Here is a 15,397-nt window from a genome sequence, read left to right as displayed (position 1 = left end):
CGTCCTGCGTCCGAGCAGTTTTTCAATGGGCTTCATTGATCGCGACATCCAGCCGTCTTCGGACACCGGATTGCTGGATGCCTATTCTTTAGCAGTGTCTTCATCGGTCGATCTTGTCGGCCCTGCGGTCAGTCGGATCGAAAGAGCCGGTGGGCGTGCCGGTCATGGATCGGGCTTTGCAATCTCGCCGGATGGCCTTGTCGTCACCAACAATCATGTCGTGGATGACGCCAAGAATATCCGGATCACCACGCCGGAAGGAGCGGTCGTCGATGGCAGGGTGCTAGGACGCGATGCTGACACCGACCTCGCTTTGATCCGCGCGAACGACTGGACGGGTGTTTGGGCGAAACTGGGAGACTCAAAAAGCCTTAAGCGCGGACATATCGCCATAGCAATCGGTAATCCTCTGGGCTTTGAATGGACGGTCACGGCAGGAATAGTATCCGCATTGGGTCGGTCGATGCGCGCGGCCAGTGGTCGTTTGATGGAGGACATCATCCAGACCGATGCGGCGCTCAACCCAGGCAATTCCGGCGGCCCACTGGTGTCGTCTGCGGGTGAGGTGATCGGCGTTAACACCGCGGTCATCCAAGGCGCGCAAAGCATCGCGTTCGCGGTTGCGTCCAATACGGCAAAGCATGTGGTCTCCGAGCTTCTGCGCTTCGGTCACGTTCGTAGAGCCTATGTCGGCATTGCTGCGGACACCGTCGAGCTCCATCGAAGGATAGCTTTGGAAGCGGGTATCGTGCAAAAGACGGCTGTCCGACTTCGCCGCGTCGAGCCGGGCAGCCCAGCCGAGAAGGCGGGGCTGCAGGAGGGCGACTATCTCCTGTCAATCGACCGCCATCCGGTTTCGGGCATCGACGACGTCGTGAGATTGATGGACGGAGAAAGGATCGACACGGACAGCGATTTCCTGATCTTCTCGGTGGCAGGCCGGATAGAAAACCGTACGGTCAGGCCGCAGCGCAGGCATTCATAGCGCCCCAAAGCTGTGAGTCCTGTCATTGGTATCAATGCCGCCCGCAATCGCTAGCAAATGAAGGGCCGGAAGGGGTAGCGCGCTGCCAGCGGAGCCCTTTAGGTCCGGCACGATGCGGTGCACCAGATAAATGGGAAGGCAGCAGGGTCGTCACATACTGGCGGTTGCCCCGATCCAGACCTGCTTCCAGAAGGCGATAGTCAAGCATGTTACTGCAACGGCCGTCAGAACGAGGCTCTTTGCCGGATCATGGTGGCGCCAAAAGGTCCCGAGCTGAAAGACTCAGTAGATCGTGAAGATCTGACGCGGACCGAAGTCAAAGACTAGCGGCAGTGAAAAGCGGTTGTGCAGCGCCAATCTTTGGAGCGAAATTGCCCGATCCTTCGAATATGTTGACAATCATAGTCATGTTATCTAACACCCCTCAAACCAACGGCATCTTGCACCTGTCGAGGCAGGCGAAGTGTTTGATTGGTGCGCGCATGAGAGGGGCTGTGTATGGAACTGCGTGTTGGACTGCTGACTGTTTTGCTGGCGACGGTAAGCCGCGCCGCACTGGCGCAAGATGCTACGGTGTTGGAGCGCATCGAGATCAAGGCGGGGTCTTCGACATCGACGATAGGCACGGCTCCGGACGAATATCCGGGCGGACAGGTGGCGCGCGGCGGTCGCATTGGATTGCTCGGCAACCGGGACTTCATCGATACGCCGTTCAACATTACCAGCTACACCGCGGAGACGATCGAAAATCAAGGCGCTCAAACGGTAGCCGATGTTGTGGCCAATGATCCATCGGTGAGAAGCACCCATGCGTCCGGCGGTATGCTCGATTCCTTCTATGTCAGGGGATTCCCGCTCAACGAGGGGAACTTCGGCGAAGTCGCCTTCGACGGCGTATTCGGTGTCGCTCCGACCTACCGCCTGTTCACGGACTATGCAGAGCGCGTGGAGGTTCTTAAGGGGCCGACGGCGCTTCTTTACGGCATATCGCCGAACAGCAGCGTCGGCGGCACCATCAACATTGTGCCGAAGCGCGCTTCAGACGTCGACTTGACGCGGGTGACAACCGATTATGCTTCGGATCTTTACGGCGGCAGCCATCTGGATCTGAGCCGCCGCTTCGGCGAGGAACGCCAGTTTGGTGTGCGCTTCAACGGCAGTTTTCACGGTGGCGACACGCCGATCGACAATCAGTCGCGCGACATTGCGGTGGGCGCTCTCGCTCTCGACTACGAGGGCGAAGATCTAAGGGCGACGCTCGACTTCATTGGCCAGCGCGAAGACTTCGACGCTCCGCAGCGTCCGTTCTTTCCGATGGCCGGCATAGAAATTCCAGAGGCGCCAGATGGCGGGTCAAATGTTCAGGAACCTTGGGAGTGGTCGAAGAGCAAGGATCTGTCCTGGCTGGGGCGCCTCGAATATGATCTCAGTGACACCGTGACAGTCTTCGGTGCCGTTGGCGGCGGCAATTCGCGCGTCGAACGTCTTTTCGGCACGCCAACCATTCTTAACTCCGCCGGCGACGTCAGCATTACGCCGCAGAATTTCATTTTCGATGTCGACCGGCTCACGGCCGAGACAGGCGTAAGGGCTGCGTTCGAGACGGAGGCCGTGGAGCATACCGTCACGTTCCAGGTCAGCGGTCTCCAGCAGACCCTCAACCGAGGCTCGAACTCGGGTACCGCGCAACTTACCAACCTCTTTGATCCGCTTTTCCGCCCCGAACAGGACGTGCCGCAACCGAGCCACGTGCCGAAGGTGTCCGAGAACACGTTCTACGGTTTTGCTCTCTCCGACACGATGTCAATGCTGGACGAGCGTGTGCAGTTGACGCTGGGTGGGCGCTGGCAGCATATCGATACCGAAAACTTCAGCCCAGTGACGGGCGACGTCACCAGCTCTTCCGATGAGGCCGCAGTGACCCCACTCGCTGGTATTGTCGTCAAGCCGTGGGAGAGCGTCGCCCTCTACGCCAACTATGTCGAAGGCCTGAGCGTCGGCGACACCGCTCCCACGACAGCCGTCAATGCCGGCGAGACGCTCGCTCCCTATCGGTCCAAACAATACGAAATCGGCACGAAAATCGACCTCGGACGGGTGGCGGTAACCGTCAGCGCGTTCCAGATCGAAAAGCCCTTCGGTCAGCTTGAGACGCGCGGCAGTGACCTCGTCTTCGTCGAGGGCGGCGAGCAGCGCAACCGCGGCGTGGAGCTCAGCATCTTCGGCGAAGTAACGCCTGAGATCCGGGTGCTTGGCGGCGTGACCTTCATCCATGGCGAGTTGACGAAAACGAACAGCGCAACAACCCAAGGCAATACCCCGATTGGCGTGCCGTCGGTGCAGGTCAATGTGGGAGCGGAATGGGATACGCCCTTCCTGCCGGGCCTGACGCTTGCCGGCAATGTCATCCACACGGACGAGCAGTTCGTCAACACGGCGAATACACAGAAAATCCCCTCATGGACGCGCCTTGACCTCGGCGCCAGATATCACACCGAAATCAACGAAAAGCCTGTTACCTTCCGCGCCGAAGTCGAGAATGTCTTCGACCTCGATTATTGGTCCGGCGTCGCGAGCTTCGGCACGATCTCGCAGGGAGCACCGCTGACGGTGAAGGTCTCGATGACGACTGATTTTTAACGGCGCGGTGAGTGCCGCCGCCGACGGGCGAACCACCTTAGTGATACGCACCGAGGCGCCGGCCAAATGCCGGCGCTTCGGCCGTTTGGAGCTCGACTGACCGGAACACGTAAAAGCGATTTTGCCGATCAGCCAATTGCGGCTACGGGGAAGCAATCTTCGCTTCAGCTTGCGTTGCGGACAAAGAAGAGACAAGGAGAGGCTCTCCTAGTATCAAGAGCCTCGCCTGCGGAAAGCCAATTGCGCGGCTGGTTCCTGTCTAATTCGCCCTGTCAGAAAGGCTGACGGCATAGCCAGGCCGATAGGGGATAGGCAGGAAGCGGCGGTGGTATTCCGCAAATGTCACATCCGGATCAAGATCGGCGAACAGGTCCGGATGGAACCATTTCGCCAGTTGCTGGACCGCAAAGAACTCGTAGGGGCTGTTGTAGAACTGGTGCCAGATACCGTGGAAATTCCGCGTCCTCTGCGCGGCGATGCCGGTATAGGCGCTACGGGTGGTGAACCACTCGAGCTTCTTGCGGGTCACCTCGGGATCGGCGCCCGGGCCAAGCGGGATCCACTTGCCACCTGGGACATAGGCTTCCCAGTCGGCGCTGGTAACCACCACCTGCTCAGGATCGGCGGCGATCACCTGCTCGGGGTTGATCTGTCCGAAGGTGGAGGGAAGCAAGTCGCTGCCGATATTGTGGCCGCCGGCAAGTTCGACATATTTGCCGAAGTTTTCCGCACCAAATGACAGGCAGCAATCATCGGCATACCCGCCGATCCGTTCGACGAACACGCTCGGGGGTTGCGGCTTGGCACGGGCGAGCACATCAGTCACGCGGGACATGGCCTGATGCCGGAAAGCGATAATCTCTTCCGCACGCGTATCGCGCGCCATGATCTTGCCAAGGAGGCGAATGGTCGGTTCGGTGTTCTTCAGGGGGGCATGACGGAAGTCGATATAGAGGACCGGAATCTTCAGCTCCGCCAGCCTCTCGATATAGTTGACGTCCTGATTGGCCCTCATCGCTTCGAGATTGAGCAGGACCACATCGGGCTTCTGGACGATGGTCGATTCGATGTCGATCAGCCCATTCTCCTTTCCTGCGAAAGCCGGAAGCTTCGCCAGTTGGGGAAAGGCGTCGAGATACTGGGCGTAGGTGGCGGGATCGGCCTCGACCAGATCGTTGCGCCATCCGACGACGCGGGCCAACGGGTCTTCCTTGTCGAGCGAGGCGATGAGATAGAGCTGCCGCCCCTCTCCAAGGAGAATCCGCTTGACCGGCGCGTTCACCGTCACCTCACGGCCGGCGATGTCGGTGACAGTGATCGGTGCTTGCGTTGCCTGTTCGCCGGCGAATATGATCGCCGGGCCCAGTGCAATCAACACAAAAGCCGCGATCACGGCACGCAAGGCCGAACGGTCTCTCCTCACGATAATTCTCCTTTGTCGGATGACGGGCGCGATTTGAGCCATAGGCCAAGCGCCACTAAAAAAGATAGGCCATAAAGGCTCGCAACGAGCGGGAATGCGATTTCGAGACCGTACCGTTGCGTGGCAACAACGCCGGCGATGATCCCGACGACCGAAGCAATCTGCTGGCAGCTCTGCGCGAGCCCCAGGACCGACCCCTGCCGGTCGCTTTGCGTGGCTGCCGAAACGAGGGACAGCAGCACCGGCGTCGTTCCTCCAAGGAGCGCGCCCCAAGCGAAATAGAGCGCAGCGAAAAGGCCGATGGCACGGGTCGAGCCGGCAAAACCGGTGACCGCGAGGCAGCCGGCTGCGATCAACACGCTCCATCCGAGTACAAAGGACGGCGCGCGATCCTCGAAGAGCCGTGCCCATAGGGGCGCGGTGACCACGAAACCGAGCGCCATGAGCCCGTAGCTTAAGCCGGTGATCCAATGATGAGCGCTGTAGACCTCCGACATGAAGAGCGAAAACGGGACCTGCAGGACCATCCTGCTTGTCAGCAGTATCCCCATCAGTGCCAGGAGTCCGGGCACGGATAAGCCGGCCGATGGCGCAAGACCCGCCGTGCTCCGCTTTGCCGGACCCTTGAAGCCCGCCCCTCCTGGCGGTACCGGCAAGCAACCCCAGGCAACAATGGCGCAGAGCGCACAGATCACGCCGGCGGTGAGATTGACGGCCGCGAATGGCAAGGCATCAAGGATAAGGCCACCCAGGAAGGCGCCACCAAGAGAGCCGACATTGGTTGCCACCTGGAGCCAGGCGAAGAGACGCGCGCGATCGCGCCCGCCTGTGACCTGCACGCTATAGGCCTGGGACGGGGCGATATAGCCGGCGCACGCCCCCTGCAGGAAGCGCAGAGCCAGAATGGTCCACACGTCGTTCGCAAAGGCGACAAGTAGTTGCGTGACCGCCAGGCCCGCCAAGGCGCGGACCATCATCAGCCGATTGCCGTAGCGGTCGCCCATGCGCCCCCAAAAGGCGCTCGTCAGCGATACGCCGAGCATCGGACATACATAGACGCCGATTCCGGCGAGACCGAAGATGCTTCCGGAAGTGCTCAAAGCCTTGATCTGGATCGGCCAGAAGGGGCCGCTCATTTCCATTGCGCCCATGGAAATGAATTGCAGGCCGAACAGCAGCGCGAAGACAGGTCCGAAGCCGCGCAGGACGGCGACTGCACTGGTCATTGCTCCCCCGCCAGGGGGTTGGGCAATTGGTGTTCGAGCCGATAATCGCGATAGCGTTCCAGATGCATCCGCAGGACCGAACGGGTCGGCCAAGACTGTTCAAGAAAAGCTTCGCGCTCCGCAAGCCAAAACGCATCAGACAGCATCCGGGGCCGCAGCGTCTTGAACGCCTCTTCTGTCTCCTCCCGCAGGATGCACCATAGAAGGTCGCCGGAAAGCTTATAGTGCTCGGTCAGGCAAAGGGCGATCTCATGAAGGTGGCAGACAAAGCAGGCATCGATGACGAAGGAGCGGACGAGACTGATGTCGTCGTCAAATGTCGTCGGCAGAATCCCCTTGCGGCTGAACGGCTTCAGCGCGTAACCGCGCTCCTTGAAGAGCGGCGCGAAACTGCGGCCGTCGCCGAAGTCGCGGATCAGCAGTTTCCGCGGCTGGCCGTGATCGTCGAAGAGAATCGTACTGTTTTGCTGATGCGCCTCGAAAGCAATTCCGTAGAGAAGATACATGGCGAGCGCCGGGCGGACGACGGTGCGCGCATAGGCGCGGAAGAATGCGGCAACCGCCGCCTCGCTCTCGTTGCCATTTCTGGCGATGAGCTCGCAGATGAGAGGTTTGCCGTCCAGCGGGCTTGCCGTCAGCAGCGCCGCGACGGTTACGGGCAACATGCCGTCGCCGCGTGCCAAGGCACCGGTGCTGCGATAGACCACCGACAGGAAACGGCCGGGATGCTCGTCGCCCGTGTCCGGATTATGCAGAATGGCGCCCAGCTCTTCGGTGAAAATCTCCAGCTCATTTTTGAGATTTTCCTCCTTCGACAGAATGTCGGAAATCAGCGCGCTGAGGCGAGGCCCCATATGGATCGATTTGGCCTGCAGCGTGCGCTGCTCGCTCGTCATCCAGATTGCTACCGGCAGCTTGATGAAAGGTCTCGGTGCCTCTGTCTCCGGCAGCATCGTGCGGAACGACATGGACGGCAGCGTGACGATCTCCGGGCCTTCCGGGTCGAAAACACCCGCCGAGATCTCGGGCGCGAATTCGCGATGCACAAAATTCTTCAGGTGCCATGTGTGGACAGGGAAAGGAAGCCAGTCTTCGGGTAGTTTCCCGCGCTCTCTCAGGCGATCGCTCCAGTCCTGCCAGAGGTCGGGGAAGTTCTTCGAAAACCATCCCGAATAGCTTTCCACATGCGGCATCTTCTCCACATAGGTCCAGTCGTTGCGCAACGCGGCGATGCGAAGCCGCACACGGGCGCCGAACTCCGGTGATAGTGCAATAACGTCTTCGGGCGGCAGGCCGGGCTTTGCCTTCCATGTCGGATAGAAGGGGTGGCCCTCAAGCGCACCCCATTGGTCGAGGGTCATGGCAGCCAAGTGCGGGGGCAGGTTTCCTTCGAGATAGGCAAGGAAGCCTGATGCACCGGCCTCAGCGATTTTCTGGCGTAGTTCGGCGCTCCAGCGTTCCCGATGGCGCCGTGCGAGAACGTCGTTGCGCATGCTATCGTCCACGTCGCGGAGCAGGTGCTCTAGTCCGTCGGGCGCAAGCGTAAGCGCGAGAGACGGCGCAACCTCCCGCATCAGGGCGGCGGGACCATCGATCCTGTATCGGATGCCTGTTCCGTCCAGCACTTCGATTTGCCCGCGATTTTGCAATGTTCCGGCCGGCGCAAGGTACAGGTCGGTAAAGTGCAGCACACGCCGCGAAACCCAAAGGGGAAACCAAGCCTGCCTGCCGTCATGAGCCCACAACAATGCATCCGGATCCAACAGACGTTCCGCGAACAGGCAGCGGACCAGGCGGCTGATCGCGTTGCACGCCGCCTTCTCCAGAAGCTCTGTCTCACCTGTCGCAATTTGATCTGTTGCAGAAGAAATTTTCTCGTCCATTAAGCTGCCTCCGGCCAGTCAGATGGTACATAGTCGAGCGCTCCGTCGGCCAATCCGCCATGATAGTCGCGCGCCCATTGATAGGTTTTGGCAATGGCGGGAACCGCCACATTGAGCCGTTCAGCCATTGTGACGAGCAGGGCCTGTCCGAAGGCGATATCCTCATGGAAGGCGCGGCTTTCGCGATCGACGATGAGTCCCGGACCGTATGGGTTGGCAACGAGGGGCGCACGGATGCCCGCATAGGCGCGATTTGTGCGCAGAAGCGTGTACAGAGTCCGGTCGTCCGCGATCTGGTTCCCATAGGCCTCCACGAGTTCCTGCTGAAGCGGCTTTACGGAACTCAAATCAATGCTGAGACGCGCCTCACTCGCTCGCCGGATCGCCTGATTCTCCGCGTCGCAAGCTTCCAGGAGCTCGGCGCCTGCTTGAGGGCAATCGCTCCACCAGCACAGGGGTTCGTTGAATGGCCTGTTCTCGAAGGGTGCGCCAGGGCCGATGAGAGTGTAAAGGATGGCGGGATGCATCAGTGCGTTGCCCGGCGTCAAAGTGATCTCAAGGTAGTCTCGCAAAAGGGTGATGGGCGCCACGTAGAGGCGATTCAACATTGCCGTGAGTCCGGCGCCGTTGGCAGCGCTTTCGCGACGATGAAGGGCGACAAAAAGTTCTGCTTTGGCCCCACCCATTCGCACCTTCTGCCCCGCGGCCAGGTCGAAGGCGATGTGGGGCACGTCCTTCATGCCCCAGATCACTACATTCTCGCATCCTGAAAGCGCTTTTGCCGCGAGCCAATCGAAGCCACAAAAGCCGGGAATTGCTCCGACATACACGCTCTTCTCCCGAGCCAAATGCGGCGCGATTCGATGCAAGAGTGCCGGTCTCGCCTGGGCTGGCTGCGTGATGACGACCATATCGGCATTCTCAAGCGCCTTGGCAGGATCAGTTCCGACATGGTCGGGCCTGGCGCTCAAGATGTGATCGTCCCGGGTCTGTGCTTGCCACAGATCGTCGCCACTTGCCCATCGCCCGGCGACGGTGTTGGAGGTGGTCAGGACAGAAACCTCAATGCCTGGAACCTGCTTGAAAAGAACCGCGTTCAAGTGGCCCGTGCGGCCAGCGCCACAAATGGTCACCTTCATGCTGCGCGCGCCCGTCCGGAGAGCCAGCCATCCAGCTGGATGGCGATTGCCGGGTCGAGAAGGCGGCGCTTTGCCATCCATTCGTCGTCGAAAATCGAACCCAGATATTTCTCTCCGCCATCCGCGACCGTCGTCACGACCGTGCCTGTCAGCTTGCCGGCGGCGATAAGCTCCAGCGCCTTGTAGATGGCGCCGCCCGTTGAACCGCCCACCAGCAGTCCTTTGCTGCGTGCGATGTAGCGCGCCGTCTCGAAGGCTTGGGTGTCCGTCACCTGGACGCCCTCGTCAATGCAGCCATAGTCCAGCACTTTACCGACCTCGTCACCTGCCGGCGTTCCCGTTCCGGATTGATAGTAGGGATGCCCAGGCTTGCCGAAGACAATCGATCCTGCCGGCTCGACCGCGATCGTGCGCACGGCCGGGTTGTGGCGCTTGAGGCGCTGGGAGATCCCAGTCATAGAGCCGCCTGTCCCGACGCAACCGACAAAGGCATCAATGCCGTCCGGGAGTTGGGTCAGCAACTCGTCGACGAGACCGGCATAGCCTTCCGGATTTGCCGGATTATCGGATTGGTTCATGAACAACGCGCCTGGAAGCTGGGCTCCTAGCTGTGCGGCCAGCCTTTGTCGCTCGACGACGGCAACTTCGTCCTCGCGAAAATCGCCTTCGACGTAGCGGATCTCGGCGCCGAGCGCCCGCATCATGCGGACCTTGTCGGGTGCCGCATGATGGTCCACCACTGCGATAAAGCGCAGCCCGAACTCCAGTGCAGCGAGCGCAAGGCCGGTGCCAGTATTGCCGGAGGATGATTCGACGATGGTGCCTCCCGGCCCGAGGCGCCCATCTTCGAGAGCGGCGACAACCATGCTGCGTGCCATGCGGTCCTTCATCGAGCCGCCGGGATTGTTCTTCTCAATCTTCAATACCAAGACGGCTTCGCGGCTCGGCACGTCAATCGACATTACCGGAGTTTGGCCGATCAATTGCGTTACGGTCGTGTGCAGCATTTAAACCTCTTCGTCTGCGTCGGGAATGAGGATGGGATGCCCTTTAGCGTCCCCGACGACGCATAGGCGGGCGGGCATCGGGTGGCGGTGGAATTCGTTTTCGAGAAGATCCATCTGGTAACCGCCAGTATTGGCGAAGACCAGGAGGTCTCCGGCTTGCGGGGTGACGGGGAAGGTCAGCCACCTGTTGCTGAGAACGTCCTCGTCGAGACAACTATGTCCGGCGAGATAGGCCCGGATTGGGGAAGACACGGAGAGTCGTCTGGCGGCTGGCACGAGAATCGGATCGACCAGAAACTCGGAGGCAAACCAGGTTTCGCAGGCGCTGAAGCTGCTGCCTTCAACGAAGATGACGTACGTGCCCGCATCGAGGGATTTCACGCGCGTTACCCGAACGACCGTAATGGCCGCCTGGTCCGCCAAGGCGCGACCCGGCTCCATTGCCAGAACGAGCTGCTCCTGCCTAAAATAGGTCGCGACGCTGCGGCCTTCGCTCATCTCAGCCTGCAAGAGGCGGCGCAGCCAATCCGGCGCTGCGAGAGCGCTGCCGTAGGGATAGAACGAGCCCGGTATTTTTCCGGTACGATAGTCCTCAGGCGTCTGGGCTGCGATATGCGCCTGATATTTCAACTGATCGACGTATTGAACTGGCAAGCCCCCACCGATGTCGATCATGCGCGGAGAAAGTCTCATGGCCCGCGCTTGGGCAATGAGTTCAGCGGCCTCGTTCAGTGCTGCCAAGCGGGTCTCCCAGCCATATCCGCTGAGATGGAAATGTAGCCCGTCGAAGCGCAATCTGCTTTCCCGTGCAATACGGGCAAGGCAAGGAATGACGGTCTCCGCCGGCATGCCGAAACGGCTCTTGCTCTGATCCCTCGGCCGAAGCCGCAGGAGGATCGGGTGCGGACTGGCATGTGCCGGCAAGCGAACGACCAGTTCTTCCAGCTCCTCGGGCGAGTCCACCGATATCAGCGCGTTGCAATCAATGAGCTCTTGATGGAATGCGCCCGTTTTCGCCGGCCCGGTCGCCACGAGCCTGGTGCCATTGGCCCCAAGCCGCCTTGCGTCGCGAAGTTCATAAAGACTGGAGACGTCGAGTCCAGCGCCTGAGCTGAGCGCCGCCTGCATGAGGCCGGGCGATTTGTTGACTTTCACTCCATAATAGATCGCATGCTCGACGCCGCCCTCCGTCAGCACGGTTCTTAACGCCGCAAAGTTGTCCTGCAACGCGTCCGGCCAGACCAAATTGAGCGGTGAGCCGAAACGGGCAACCCAGTCGAGAAGAAGAGGATCGTGCCGGGTGAGAAGGTCCGCAGTCGCCGATCGTAAAATCGGCGGCAGGTCAGAGTCGATCTTGTGGCAATGCAACGTCATGACAGCGCCCCGGAAGCGCGTAGAGGCGCCATTTCTGACGAAGCGGGCTTGCACAAAAGCTCAAGAGGGACATCGCATGTCGGCACGCCCTGGGCAAAGATGTGCCGTGTTGTTTTGTAGGGAAACTTGCGGCCGCTGCGCGCCATTTCGAAGATTTCCGCAGGGGTGATCTCCTCACCCGGGCGCCAACTTTCCACCCGCACTGAATTGTAGTCGAGAAGGACCACGGGTATCTTGGCGAGCTTTAGGCGATGTGCAACCGTCAGTCGGTGATGGCCGTCCATGACGAACAGGGCATCTTTTTCTGCCGTTATTGGCGCGGTCCATGCACCTGCTTTCAGGATTTTGGCTTGTAATGCATCGACTCTGTCGAAATTCACCTCTTCTGTTGGGATCAATCGTGCTGGGGAGAGAAGGCAATATTCCATGCGGTCCGGCCTCATGCTCGCTTTTTGCATCGCATTTTATATCTTGAGTTTATGACTCAAGATATGGCCGCTATAACCAGCAGTGATTGCGGCGTCAACAGCGCCTTCAATGACCGATTGCTACAAGAGTTAGAGAACGCCTGATAGCGTTACCGCTTTCCTAAAGGCCGTGGATCCATCTCGTCCAAAACGAGACAAGCCTCGGACGTAGCGACGAAAGAGGCCGTTCGCCGTTGGGCAATACTTCGCGGGCATGACAAGCGAGACTGCGGCTGAAATCATTCCTTTTCGTAAGGGTCAGCCAGCGCTGCATCTGGCTGGCTTACGGGATAGTCGATGTTGGAAATCTTCTCTGCCAGCTTCTTAGGGCCGTTCTGCTTGAGAAGCGCCCGAAAGCTTGGGTGCATGCCGCCGTCGACATAGGCTCTCAGATGAGAAGGGCCGTCCTTTTCGAGCAGCGCGGCAAGCTCGGCATCTTCCGTCTTTATCCTGGCGGCGACTGCAGGATCGGGGGTGTCGATGCGCGCAGGGCACGCGGCCAACGGATCGTCTGGGTCGCCTCCCTGAAATTCGGCGTTAACGACGTATTTTCCCCCACATGCGGAAATCCTGGGTTCTGTCCTCGTCGCCTCGAAGGCGTCATATCCCGACTTCAATGTCTTCCAGAAGGCGAAATTGGGGTCGCTTCTGTGTTTGGCCATGTTTTTCGCCGTCATACGGAAGGGGAGCGCCTGAACCTGGAATGATGTTTGGCCGCCGCCCAGCGAGGCATTGACGATTGCATAGATCTCGCCGACGCCCTGGTCAGTCATCGCGTAGCAGCCGGCGGAGGAGCACGCACCATGCACCATGAGCGCCGTGCCGCTATATCCAAGGGCGGATTCGAGCCTGTTGGGATAACCCAGGTTGAAGGAAAGGTAGTACTGGGACCTAGGGTTCAGCATGCTCTTGCTGACCGAATAAAAGCCTTCGGGAGCTTGGCGGTCGCCGTCGGTCTTCTTGGGTCCGAGCTTGCCCGACCACCGACATATCGGGAAGGATTTCAGCAGGCGATAACGCCCCGTGGCGTCCTGCTTCCACACCTCGAGCTCGCTCTCCTCCTTGAAGGTTCGAACGAGCACCGGGCTTTGAGGCGACATTTTCTTCTTACGCATCTCCGCCATTGTCTTGGTTGAGATCTGAGGAGCAGCGTCGCCGAGATCGTCCAGCGCCGTCTGCACGCAGCCGCTGGTCGCAGTCGCGATCAGGATCATCACGGCAGCCGGCACGACGCCTCGCAGGCGTGACAGGCGGTCAAGAGGACTGCGACAGAGTTTGGTATCATTCATGTCTTGTCTTCCGGGGCGGCATCGCGCGGTGCCTCGAGGTGGCTCTTTGCCGGGAAGACAAAGACAGCGGCAGTCACTTCTTATCCCAGTCCGTTTCGGAATTCGACGGGGAAGGTGGACAAAGGATATGGATGTCGGCCTTCCTGCAGTTCGAGAGGGCGGGCCTGATCTCCGCAGTAAGGGCCGACGGGGAAGACCTGCGGGGGATCAAAGCCGCCGCGATGACGAATGCGCTTAGCCCTCGGGGGGTGAGGCAAACCGATCGGCGTCGAACCGGTCAGTGGCGGCGACCGGAATGATGTTCGTACCGGATGCGGCATCCGGATTATGCTGAACCGTGCGGCGGGAAACGCGAGGCGCTCTCATTCCAATCACCGCGCCCGGGGGATGCAGCGCCCAATTCATCAGCGCCGTGTCTGAAATCGGTCCGAATAGATCTGCCTCCTCCCAGGAGGCAGTCATTGGCAGGGAGGCGATCACGTTCGCGTCCTCTTGTGAGGCGCGATGTGCGGCAGCGAAAGGTTTGAAGCCGCTATAGGTCGGCAATGCAGATGTCCGTTTATCCGGAAGCATGCCGATTGGGCCAATCGAAGCAATCTCCAGCTTGGCGTCGGCCCCCAAGTCGGCTGGCCGCATTGCCGGTATCGGGATCGGGAACGATGAAAGATCCAGGGAGGACCGTTCGTCGTCCCGCTCGGCCGCGTCGGTCTGCAGGGCCAGCGCATTCAATGCGCGGCTTCGCGGCGTGGGCAGGAGCGCCGTCACGAGGCTATTGTCTATCGCGTCGCGGCCCGACGTTCCTGCGTCATCGTCTTCTCCAGCGGTGCTGGCGATCTGGATGGAGGCGGCGCCGGCGCGCTTCCTATAGTTGGCAACCGCCTGGTTATATCCCGGCAGCGGCCGGCCATCGGCTGGAAGATGCATCGTCTGCCCGTTCGGGAATATTCGAGCAAGTTCTTGCCGAGACATGCGGGGCCAAGCCCGGACGTTGCCGACGTCGAGATGCACGAACGGCGATCCCGATGTCGGATAATATCCGACACCACCAGCCTGCATCTGCATTGCAAGGGTACGCAGCGTCGAAAGCTTCACACCTGGAACGTAGAAGTCCATCGCCTTGCCAAGCATGTGCTGGCTCTTCTTGGCGACGCCCGTACTGCGCGAACGGTTGCGGAGCATGTTATTGGTGGCCGGAGAACGGTAGGCGGAGACGATGTGGATGTAGTCCTTCGCGCCGCTGCGCTTGTACACTTCCCAGACCAGGTCAAGCAGCCGGGGATCCATCCGGGTCGGCTCGTTCCTTCGCCAGTCGCGCAGAAACCGATTTATCTGGGACAGGCCCTTTGGATCGAACCTTCCGTCGCGCTTGTAGGTAATCGTGGCCCTCTCGCCCGTATGGGTAAAGAACAGCTTCAGCGTACGATCTTCCGCGGAGGCAAAAGATGCAGAACCGATAAGCGCGGGGAGCGCGAGCAGAGTTCGCAGGATGGTCTGCGCGACGAGCCGTCCCACACGCGAAAAGAGTGCGGCGACCGCGCCGTCCGATGCTGCACCCCAGAACCCTTTCACTGGATATTTCGACACGAACAATCCCGTCTCACACAAAAACACTCGACGACGTGCGGGAACGTCCGCATCCATCGCGCTCAGTAGAACCACTTTATGGTCAACAAATTCCTAACAGACGGATGCTTAGGCTCGGTGAATCGAGGCAGCGGGGCCATCCGAGGACGGCCAGCTTTTCAAACGCGAATATCGTCTCCATTTTCTGGCTTGGGCTTGCCAGATCGTGCAGCCCCTCGGACTGAACTCATTGATCGGCTTTGCGTTCACGAAAAACGTTGGTTGTTGCCACGATTTCGGCGCCTCGACGACTTCCAGGTCCTGGACTGCAGCGCCTCAGCCTCAGGGTGCCGCTCAGGACCCGGTTGCGTGTCGGGCAGAGTCCGAAGGATGGCAGGACT

The 15,397-nt window shown here is 60.1% G+C and carries 11 protein-coding genes; 2 read left to right on the top strand and 9 right to left on the bottom strand.

Going from position 1 to position 15,397, the window contains the following annotated elements:
- The first annotated feature begins 25 nt into the window (after nucleotides 1–25).
- Together ACZ9DP_RS09315 and ACZ9DP_RS09310 are read left to right on the top strand one after the other, a co-directional pair.
- Nucleotides 26–985 (top strand): S1C family serine protease, encoded by a 960-nt coding sequence (locus ACZ9DP_RS09315; RefSeq protein WP_194731359.1) that lies wholly within the window; start codon nucleotides 26–28, stop codon nucleotides 983–985.
- Nucleotides 986–1,483: 498 nt separating this feature from the next.
- On the top strand, nucleotides 1,484–3,625 hold the full coding sequence (locus ACZ9DP_RS09310; protein WP_476201356.1) for a TonB-dependent receptor: 2,142 nt from the start codon (nucleotides 1,484–1,486) through the stop codon (nucleotides 3,623–3,625).
- A gap of 259 nt (nucleotides 3,626–3,884) precedes the next feature.
- Here the strand turns inward: ACZ9DP_RS09310 and ACZ9DP_RS09305 are convergent, their stop codons facing one another.
- The 9 genes from ACZ9DP_RS09305 to ACZ9DP_RS09265 all read right to left on the bottom strand — a co-directional run bounded on the left by ACZ9DP_RS09305 (nucleotide 3,885) and on the right by ACZ9DP_RS09265 (nucleotide 15,023).
- Nucleotides 3,885–5,048: an ABC transporter substrate-binding protein gene (locus ACZ9DP_RS09305; RefSeq protein ID WP_476201355.1), complete on the bottom strand. Its 1,164-nt coding sequence runs from the start codon at nucleotides 5,046–5,048 to the stop codon at nucleotides 3,885–3,887.
- The gene (locus tag ACZ9DP_RS09300; protein WP_476201354.1) at nucleotides 5,045–6,274 is read right to left on the bottom strand and encodes an MFS transporter; all 1,230 of its coding nucleotides are present in this window, start codon (nucleotides 6,272–6,274) and stop codon (nucleotides 5,045–5,047) included. Before ACZ9DP_RS09300 ends, ACZ9DP_RS09305 begins: the two co-directional genes overlap by 4 nt.
- Entirely contained in the window at nucleotides 6,271–8,157 is a 1,887-nt protein-coding gene (locus ACZ9DP_RS09295) for an IucA/IucC family protein (protein WP_476201352.1), read from the bottom strand. Before ACZ9DP_RS09295 ends, ACZ9DP_RS09300 begins: the two co-directional genes overlap by 4 nt.
- Nucleotides 8,157–9,296, bottom strand: a complete 1,140-nt coding sequence (locus ACZ9DP_RS09290; RefSeq protein ID WP_476201350.1) for an NAD/NADP octopine/nopaline dehydrogenase family protein — start codon at nucleotides 9,294–9,296, stop codon at nucleotides 8,157–8,159. Before ACZ9DP_RS09290 ends, ACZ9DP_RS09295 begins: the two co-directional genes overlap by 1 nt.
- Complete coding sequence (locus tag ACZ9DP_RS09285) at nucleotides 9,293–10,303, bottom strand: cysteine synthase family protein (protein WP_476201349.1); 1,011 nt, start codon at nucleotides 10,301–10,303, stop codon at nucleotides 9,293–9,295. The genes ACZ9DP_RS09290 and ACZ9DP_RS09285 overlap by 4 nt, the downstream gene beginning before the upstream one ends.
- Entirely contained in the window at nucleotides 10,304–11,677 is a 1,374-nt protein-coding gene (locus ACZ9DP_RS09280) for a Y4yA family PLP-dependent enzyme (RefSeq protein WP_476201348.1), read from the bottom strand.
- Nucleotides 11,674–12,105, bottom strand: a complete 432-nt coding sequence (locus ACZ9DP_RS09275) for a ParB N-terminal domain-containing protein (protein WP_194731962.1) — start codon at nucleotides 12,103–12,105, stop codon at nucleotides 11,674–11,676. Before ACZ9DP_RS09275 ends, ACZ9DP_RS09280 begins: the two co-directional genes overlap by 4 nt.
- A gap of 278 nt (nucleotides 12,106–12,383) precedes the next feature.
- Nucleotides 12,384–13,433, bottom strand: coding sequence for a L,D-transpeptidase family protein (locus ACZ9DP_RS09270; RefSeq protein WP_476201347.1), 1,050 nt, complete (start codon nucleotides 13,431–13,433; stop codon nucleotides 12,384–12,386).
- A 234-nt stretch (nucleotides 13,434–13,667) separates the two neighbouring features.
- On the bottom strand, nucleotides 13,668–15,023 hold the full coding sequence (locus ACZ9DP_RS09265; protein WP_476201346.1) for a peptidoglycan L,D-endopeptidase MepK: 1,356 nt from the start codon (nucleotides 15,021–15,023) through the stop codon (nucleotides 13,668–13,670).
- Nucleotides 15,024–15,397 lie beyond the last annotated feature (374 nt).

The organism is Rhizobium sp. USDA 4016 (assembly GCF_056279705.1).
This window is presented reverse-complemented; position numbering and strand designations above follow the sequence as displayed.

Bases quoted from the DNA above. Each gene is read 5' to 3' on its own strand.
- ACZ9DP_RS09315 (WP_194731359.1), top strand. From the start codon at position 26: ATGGGCTTCATTGATCGCGACATCCAGCCGTCTTCGGACACCGGATTG.
- ACZ9DP_RS09310 (WP_476201356.1), top strand. From the start codon at position 1,484: ATGGAACTGCGTGTTGGACTGCTGACTGTTTTGCTGGCGACGGTAAGC.
- ACZ9DP_RS09300 (WP_476201354.1), bottom strand. From the start codon at position 6,274: ATGACCAGTGCAGTCGCCGTCCTGCGCGGCTTCGGACCTGTCTTCGCG.
- ACZ9DP_RS09295 (WP_476201352.1), bottom strand. From the start codon at position 8,157: ATGGACGAGAAAATTTCTTCTGCAACAGATCAAATTGCGACAGGTGAG.
- ACZ9DP_RS09290 (WP_476201350.1), bottom strand. From the start codon at position 9,296: ATGAAGGTGACCATTTGTGGCGCTGGCCGCACGGGCCACTTGAACGCG.
- ACZ9DP_RS09285 (WP_476201349.1), bottom strand. From the start codon at position 10,303: ATGCTGCACACGACCGTAACGCAATTGATCGGCCAAACTCCGGTAATG.
- ACZ9DP_RS09280 (WP_476201348.1), bottom strand. From the start codon at position 11,677: ATGACGTTGCATTGCCACAAGATCGACTCTGACCTGCCGCCGATTTTA.
- ACZ9DP_RS09275 (WP_194731962.1), bottom strand. From the start codon at position 12,105: ATGGAATATTGCCTTCTCTCCCCAGCACGATTGATCCCAACAGAAGAG.
- ACZ9DP_RS09270 (WP_476201347.1), bottom strand. From the start codon at position 13,433: ATGAATGATACCAAACTCTGTCGCAGTCCTCTTGACCGCCTGTCACGC.